The sequence below is a fragment of the Enterocloster sp. 210928-DFI.2.20 genome (assembly GCF_020554465.1).
GTDB lineage: Bacteria > Bacillota > Clostridia > Lachnospirales > Lachnospiraceae > Enterocloster > Enterocloster bolteae.
The window spans coordinates 31041-37992 of the sequence record NZ_JAJCHK010000047.1 but is presented as its reverse complement, the minus strand read 5'-3'; the positions used below and the strand labels follow the sequence as shown (position 1 = coordinate 37992).

The 6952-nt window shown below is 53.7% G+C and carries 5 protein-coding genes; all 5 read left to right on the top strand.

Going from position 1 to position 6952, the window contains the following annotated elements; genetic code table 11:
- The first annotated feature begins 75 nt into the window (after nucleotides 1-75).
- The 5 genes from LI015_RS25810 (at nucleotide 76) to LI015_RS25790 (ending at nucleotide 6895) form a co-directional block, all read left to right on the top strand.
- The gene (locus LI015_RS25810) at nucleotides 76-1560 is read left to right on the top strand and encodes an L-fucose/L-arabinose isomerase family protein (RefSeq protein WP_002565128.1); all 1485 of its coding nucleotides are present in this window, start codon (nucleotides 76-78) and stop codon (nucleotides 1558-1560) included.
- Between the two features lie 20 nt (nucleotides 1561-1580).
- Nucleotides 1581-3053, top strand: coding sequence for a xylulokinase (gene xylB / locus LI015_RS25805; protein WP_002565127.1), 1473 nt, complete (start codon nucleotides 1581-1583; stop codon nucleotides 3051-3053).
- Nucleotides 3054-3352: 299 nt separating this feature from the next.
- A complete protein-coding gene (locus LI015_RS25800; RefSeq protein ID WP_002565126.1) occupies nucleotides 3353-3775 on the top strand; it encodes a C-GCAxxG-C-C family (seleno)protein in 423 nt (140 codons plus the stop codon).
- Nucleotides 3772-5463, top strand: coding sequence for an FAD-dependent oxidoreductase (locus tag LI015_RS25795; RefSeq protein ID WP_227126629.1), 1692 nt, complete (start codon nucleotides 3772-3774; stop codon nucleotides 5461-5463). The genes LI015_RS25800 and LI015_RS25795 overlap by 4 nt, the downstream gene beginning before the upstream one ends.
- 418 nt (nucleotides 5464-5881) lie before the next feature.
- Nucleotides 5882-6895 carry an aromatic acid exporter family protein gene (locus tag LI015_RS25790; RefSeq protein WP_227126628.1) on the top strand — a complete coding sequence of 338 codons (1014 nt, stop codon included), beginning with the start codon at nucleotides 5882-5884 and terminating at the stop codon, nucleotides 6893-6895.
- Nucleotides 6896-6952: the final 57 nt, after the last annotated feature.

Genomic DNA, 6952 nt, shown 5'->3' with positions numbered 1-6952 from the left:
AAAGGAATCTGAAAGCCTTATATTTACTGGCTTAGAGATTCCGAGAGATTATTCATGTATGAGGAGGAAAGTACAATGAACAATACACCAGAAGTAAAAATCGGAATCGTGGCAGTGAGCAGGGACTGTTTCCCGGAGTCTCTTTCTGTCAACAGAAGAAAAGCATTAGTGGAAGCCTACAAGGCTAAATATGACGCTTCAGAAATTTACGAATGTCCTGTATGCATCGTGGAGAGCGAGATACATATGGTTCAGGCATTGGAGGACATCAGGAAAGCAGGCTGCAACGCCCTGTGCGTATACCTGGGCAACTTTGGCCCTGAGATATCAGAGACCCTGCTGGCAAAGCATTTTGACGGACCTAAAATGTTCGTGGCAGCAGCCGAGGAGTCCGGGGATAATCTGTGCCAGGGACGCGGCGACGCATACTGCGGTATGCTCAATGCCAGCTACAACCTGGCGCTGCGCAACATCAAGGCATATATCCCGGAGTATCCGGTAGGGGATGCTGAGGACTGTGCTGACATGATCCATGAGTTTGTACCCATTGCCCGCGCAGTGGCTGCATTAAGCGAGCTGAAAATCATCAGCTTCGGCCCAAGACCTCTTAACTTCCTGGCCTGCAACGCGCCCATCAAGCAGCTTTACAACCTGGGCGTGGAGATAGAAGAGAACTCCGAGCTGGATTTGTTCGAGGCCTTCAACAAGCATGCAGGGGATGAGAGGATTCCAGGTATTGTAAAGGAGATGGAGGAAGAACTGGGAGCAGGCAACAAGAAGCCGGAGATTCTCTCCAAGCTGGCTCAGTATGAGCTGACCTTAAAGGATTGGGTGCAGGAGCACAAGGGCTACCGCAAATATGTGGCCATTGCCGGAAAATGCTGGCCCGCATTCCAGACACAGTTCGGTTTCGTACCCTGCTATGTGAACAGCCGCCTGACAGCCCAGGGAATCCCGGTGTCCTGTGAGGTTGATATCTACGGAGCTCTCAGCGAGTACATCGGCACGGTTATCAGCCAGGATACGGTTACCCTTCTGGACATCAACAACACCGTGCCCAAGGATATGTACGAGGCTGATATCAAGGGCAAATTTGATTACACACTTAAGGATACATTCATGGGCTTCCACTGCGGAAACACTGCTTCCGGAAAGCTGGCCTTCTGTGAGATGAAGTACCAGATGATTATGGCCAGGGCTCTTCCAATCGAAGTAACCCAGGGAACACTGGAGGGAGACATCAAGCCGGGCAGCATTACCTTCTACCGTCTCCAGAGCACGGCAGACAACAAGCTGAGAGCCTACATTGCACAGGGAGAGGTGCTTCCGGTTGCCACACGTTCCTTTGGCTCCATCGGCGTGTTCGCCATTCCGGAGATGGGAAGGTTCTACCGCCATGTGCTCATCGAGAAGAACTATCCGCATCACGGGGCTGTTGCCTTCGGAAACTACGGCAAGGCATTGTTTGAGGTATTCAAGTACATTGGCGTGGATGTGGAGGAAATCGGCTACAACCAGCCAAAGAGCGTAAGATATAAGACAGAGAATCCATTTGCATAAAAATGCAGGGAGGGAAAGATATGCTTTACATAGGAGTGGACCTGGGAACCTCAGCAGTAAAATTGTTGTTAATGGATGGAAGCGGACGAATCCACAAGGTGGTTTCACGGGAGTATCCCCTGTATTTCCCCCATCCCGCATGGTCGGAACAGAACCCGGAGGACTGGTTTACGGCCTCCATGGACGGCATGAAGGAGCTGACCTCGGAGTGTGACAAATCACAGGTGGCAGGCATCAGCTTCGGAGGCCAGATGCACGGTCTGGTGACACTGGATCAGGCGGATGAGGTCATCCGCCCGGCCATCCTCTGGAATGACGGACGGTCCGAGAAGGAGACAGATTACCTGAACCAGACCATCGGCAAGGAAAAGCTGTCCGCTTACACGGCCAACATTGCCTTCACCGGCTTCACGGCCCCTAAGATTCTCTGGATGAAGCGAAATGAACCGGAGAACTTTGCGCGCATATGCAGGATCATGCTGCCAAAGGATTATCTGGCTTACAGGCTGTCAGGCAGCTTCTGTACGGATTATTCCGATGCATCCGGCATGCTGCTTCTGGATGTGGCCCATAAGTGCTGGTCCGAGGAAATGATGGAGCTGTGCGGCATTACCAGAAAACAGCTCCCGGATCTGTATGAGAGCTATGAGGTAGTGGGAAATCTGAAGGAGGAACTGGCTAAGGAGCTGGGATTTTCACAGGATGTAAAAATCATTGCCGGCGCAGGGGACAATGCCGCTGCCGCTGTTGGAACAGGAACCGTTGGCGAGGGATGCTGCAACATTTCCCTGGGTACCAGCGGAACCATCTTTATTTCCAGTGAGAGCTTTAAGGTGGACTGCAACAATGCCCTTCATTCCTTTGACCATGCGGACGGACATTTCCATCTCATGGGATGTATGCTCAGCGCTGCTTCCTGCAACAAGTGGTGGATGGAGGAAATCCTTAAGACCAAGGAGTTTTCCAGGGAACAGGAGGGAATCGTTAAGCTGGGTGAGAACCATGTGTTCTATCTGCCCTATCTCATGGGAGAGCGTTCTCCCCACAACGACCCAAGGGCCAGGGCATGTTTTATCGGCATGACCATGGATACCAGCAGGGAGGAGATGACCCAGGCCGTGCTGGAAGGCGTGGTATACGGACTCAGGGATTCGCTGGAGGTGGCCAGAAGCTTGGGCATCCGCATTGACCGCACTAAAATCTGCGGCGGCGGCGCAAAGAGCCCGCTGTGGAAGAAGATGGTGGCCAACATCATGAATGTAAAGGTGGATGTGGTTGAAAATGAGGAAGGCCCTGCCCTGGGAGGCGCCATACTGGCGGCCGTGGGCTGCAAAGAGTACCCGGATGTGAAAACTGCTGCTGACAGCATCGTGAAAGTGACGGAAACCATTGAACCTGATGGGGAACTGACGGAGAAATATGAAAAACAGTACAGCAAGTTCAGGCAGATGTATCCTGCGCTTAAGGCTGTATTCCAGAATTTAGGAGAATAGTGCGAACTGGGAGTCGGGTGCTCCAGGTTCTGGTGTATCATGATTGGATGCACCGGAACGCTGGAAACCAGGCTCCCTTTTTCGCAGCCAGGGCGGGCTTCTCATCCGCCCTGCGTTCCCGGCTCTCACCCGCTGCTTATTCGGGGGGGCCGCTGTCTCATGCCTGCCAGAGGAAGAGGAAAAAATGAGGATAAGGGGCTTTTCAGTGGAAAATGTCAAAGAACTTGCATTGACGGCTTGGAACGTGCTAATATTTATAATATGGATCAATCATACTCTGAGAGAACAGGAGAGATAAGATGACAAGGGACAGGATTTATGAGTACTTCATCGAAAAGGATAATAACTGTGCGGAAGCCATGCTGCGGGCACTGAATGATGAATACTGCCTGGGTATACCGGATGATTCGGTAAAGCTGGTGGGCGGATTCGGAGGGGGAATGGGATGCGGGAAGGCGTGCGGCGCGCTGTGCGGAGGATGTTCCGCCATCAGCTACCGGCTCATTCATGAGAGGGCTCATGCCACCCCGGAGCTTAAACCGGCTGTGGCCGCATTTGCGGAGGAATTTGTGGAGCGTTTTGGTTCGGATGCCTGCTGTGAGCTGGTTAAGACCTATAAAAAAGAAGATACCCGCTGTCTCGACATGATTTGTATGGCTGCGGACATTGCGGATGCATGTTTTGAGAGAATTATATCAGAAGAAAGGGAACAGAGCAAATGAGAATATTGATTGTTGGCGGTGTGGCAGGCGGCGCGTCTGTGGCGGCCAGGGCCAGGAGACTGGATGCCCGGTCTGAAATTATCATGTTTGAGAGAGGTCATCATGTGTCATTTTCCAACTGCGCCCTCCCCTACTACCTCAGCGGCACGGTAAAGAACAGCGATGCCCTGGTCATGATGAGTCCGGAGAAGTTTAAGAAGCAGTATGACATAGAGGCGAGAACGGACAGCGAGGTGCTGTCAGTGGACAGGGAGAAGAAAACCATCCGGGTAAAAAACGGGTGTACCGGGGATGTCTATGAGGAGCGGTATGATATTTTGGTCCTCTCTCCGGGGGCGAGTCCCATCCGGCCAAAGAGCATGGAGGGCGTGGACAGGCCCAATGTATTCACTGTAAGGAATGTGACGGATATTGTGAACCTGAAGAAATTTGTCACCGACTGCCAGATCCGGGATGTGGCTGTGGTGGGAGGAGGATTCATCGGCATTGAAGTGGCCGAGAATCTGAACATGGACGGAAGGCATGTATCTGTCATTGAGGCCCAGGACCAGATTATGGCGCCTTTTGATTATGATATGGTTCAGATGCTCCAGAAGGAGCTGCTGGACCATGGAGTGGATGTAATCGTAAATGACGGTGTCAGCGCCATCGGGGAAGACAGCATTACCCTGGCTTCGGGTAAGGCTGTCAGGGCAGGGATGACTGTGCTGGCCATCGGTGTTGCGCCTGAGACCGGACTTGCTAAGGATATGGGGCTGGAGCTGGGAGAGACTGGGGCCATTAAGGTGGATCATAATTACAGGACCAGTGACCCTGACATCTATGCGGTGGGAGACGCCATCCAGGTGTTTAACCGGCTGACCCATAAGCCGTCCAGACTGGCTCTGGCGGGACCGGCCCAGAGACAGGCCAGGGCAGCGGCAGACCATATGTACGGCATACCCCATAATAACAAGGGGGTCATTGGTTCCTGTGCGGTCCGTATCTTTGACCTGAACGCAGCGGCCACCGGACTGAACGAAAAAGCAGCCGCAGAAGCCGGCATTCCCCATGATTCTGTGTATATCATACCCACGGACAAGGTGGGGCTTATGCCGGGAAGCGCTCCACTGCACTTTAAGCTGGTTTATGAATATCCCACAGGAAAGATTCTGGGAGCCCAGGCCATTGGACGGGGAAATGCGGATAAGAGGATAGATGTCATTGCGGCCATGATTTCCATGGGAGGCACCCTGGAGGATTTGAAGGAGCTGGAGCTGTGTTATTCCCCGGTATTCGGCACTGCCAAGGATGTGGTAAACCAGGCAGCCCTGGCGGCCCTGAACCTGCTCTATGGAAGAGTGCGGCAGGTGCCTGTGACGAAGGTGCGGGAGCTGGTGGAGACAGGCGCGTGCATTATAGATGTGCGCGAAAAGAATGAGTACGGCCTGGGCCATTTAAAGACATCCGTCAATATCCCATTGTCGGAGCTTCGGGACCGTCTGGATGAGATACCCAGGGATCGCCCTGTGTATCTCCACTGCCGCTCCAGCCAGAGAAGCTATAATGCGTGTATGGCCCTTGTGAACCGGGGGTACAGGAATGTGTGGAATATATCGGGTTCTTACCTGGGAATCTGCCTGTATGAGTATTTTACAGATGTGACCACCGGGCGTGAGAAGATTGTAACTGAGTATAATTTCAAGTGATTTTTCCGGATAATTCCGGAGGCAGAGAACCGGCGGACAGCCGGTTCTCTGCTGTCCGGCAGGAACAGGGCTGTCAGGACATGACAGCCGCAAAAGGAGAGGACGGGAACGCTGCTGTGCCGGGAACTTCTGGGCCTGGAGGGAACGGGAAAGGACAGCTTCATACCGTCTGACAGGACCGAAGCCTACTACCAGTCGCGCCCCTGCAAGGCGCTGGTTGGACTGGCAGCGGCCATACTGGATGCTTATCTGGCAGAGCATTCCGGCAGAGCATAAGCTGGCAGAGCATTCCGGCGGGGTATAAGCCGGTCTGGCAGCCGGCCTCGTACGTCCCTGGCTTGTATGGATGCCGGTCAATTGGGAGACAATGACAGATAATGACAGACAATGGGGGTCATAAAGTGACCGGGAGGTGTATATGCACAGGTACAGCCGTTTACTTAAAATCCTAAAAATAGCCGTGGGAAGCATGCTGGCCATGGCGGCTGCCCAGGCGCTGGGCCTTAGATACAGCTCCTCTGCCGGTGTGATTACCCTGCTCAGTATCCAGGATACGAAGCGGGAAACCATACGGGTTACAGGCAGGCGGTTTCTGGCTTTCCTGGCGGCAATGGTCCTGGGGCCGGTATCCTTTGCATTGGCAGGGTACCGGCCTTTGGCAATGGGGATTTTTCTTCTGATGTTTACCCCGCTGTGTATGAAATGGGGCATACAGGAGGGGATATCCGTGAACACGGTCCTGATGACCCATATTCTGGCTGAGGGATCCATGGGAATGGCGGATATTGCCAATGAAGCCCTTCTGCTGTTTGTGGGCACGGGAGTGGGCGTTGTGCTCAACCTGTATATTCCCGGAACGGAGACAGCCATACGCTCTGCACAGGGGGAGATTGAAGAAACGTTCATCAGCCTGCTGAGCCGGATGGCATCAGAGCTGGGAACACCGGGAGAGAATGGGGAGCAGCCGGACGGCCGCGGGTTTCAGGCCCTGGAACAGGCATTGGGGCAGGCATTGGAGCAGGGCGAACGCAGAGCCTACGAGGGGATGGAGAACAGTCTTTTGGCGGACACACGCTATTATCTTGCCTATATGGGGCTGAGGAAGAACCAGTTTGCCATCCTTTGCAGGATGCGGGACTGCTTTTCAAGAATGGAGTCCACACCGGACCAGGCGCTGGTGGTGGCGGACCTGCTTCAATCTGTAAGCGGTTCCTTCCACGAAAGGAACAATGCCCTGGGATTGCTGGATGAGCTCGAACAGGTGAAATTACAAATGAAGGCCCAGCCTCTTCCTGTCCGCAGGCAGGAATTTGAGAGCCGGGCCTTACTGTACCTGGGTCTGCTGGAACTGGAACAGTTCCTGGTGCTGAAAAAGGAGTTTGCGCTGGGGCTGAGCCGGGATGAAATCCGCAGGTTCTGGGGAAGGGGATGATGACGGCCTGTGCCCGCCGCCATGGCCCGCCCCGGATGCCTGTGCCCCATTACCATC

Excerpts from the sequence above, each read along its gene's own strand:
- LI015_RS25810 (WP_002565128.1), top strand. The coding sequence starts at position 76 with ATGAACAATACACCAGAAGTAAAAATCGGAATCGTGGCAGTGAGCAGG.
- xylB (WP_002565127.1), top strand. The coding sequence starts at position 1,581 with ATGCTTTACATAGGAGTGGACCTGGGAACCTCAGCAGTAAAATTGTTG.
- LI015_RS25800 (WP_002565126.1), top strand. The coding sequence starts at position 3,353 with ATGACAAGGGACAGGATTTATGAGTACTTCATCGAAAAGGATAATAAC.
- LI015_RS25795 (WP_227126629.1), top strand. The coding sequence starts at position 3,772 with ATGAGAATATTGATTGTTGGCGGTGTGGCAGGCGGCGCGTCTGTGGCG.
- LI015_RS25790 (WP_227126628.1), top strand. The coding sequence starts at position 5,882 with ATGCACAGGTACAGCCGTTTACTTAAAATCCTAAAAATAGCCGTGGGA.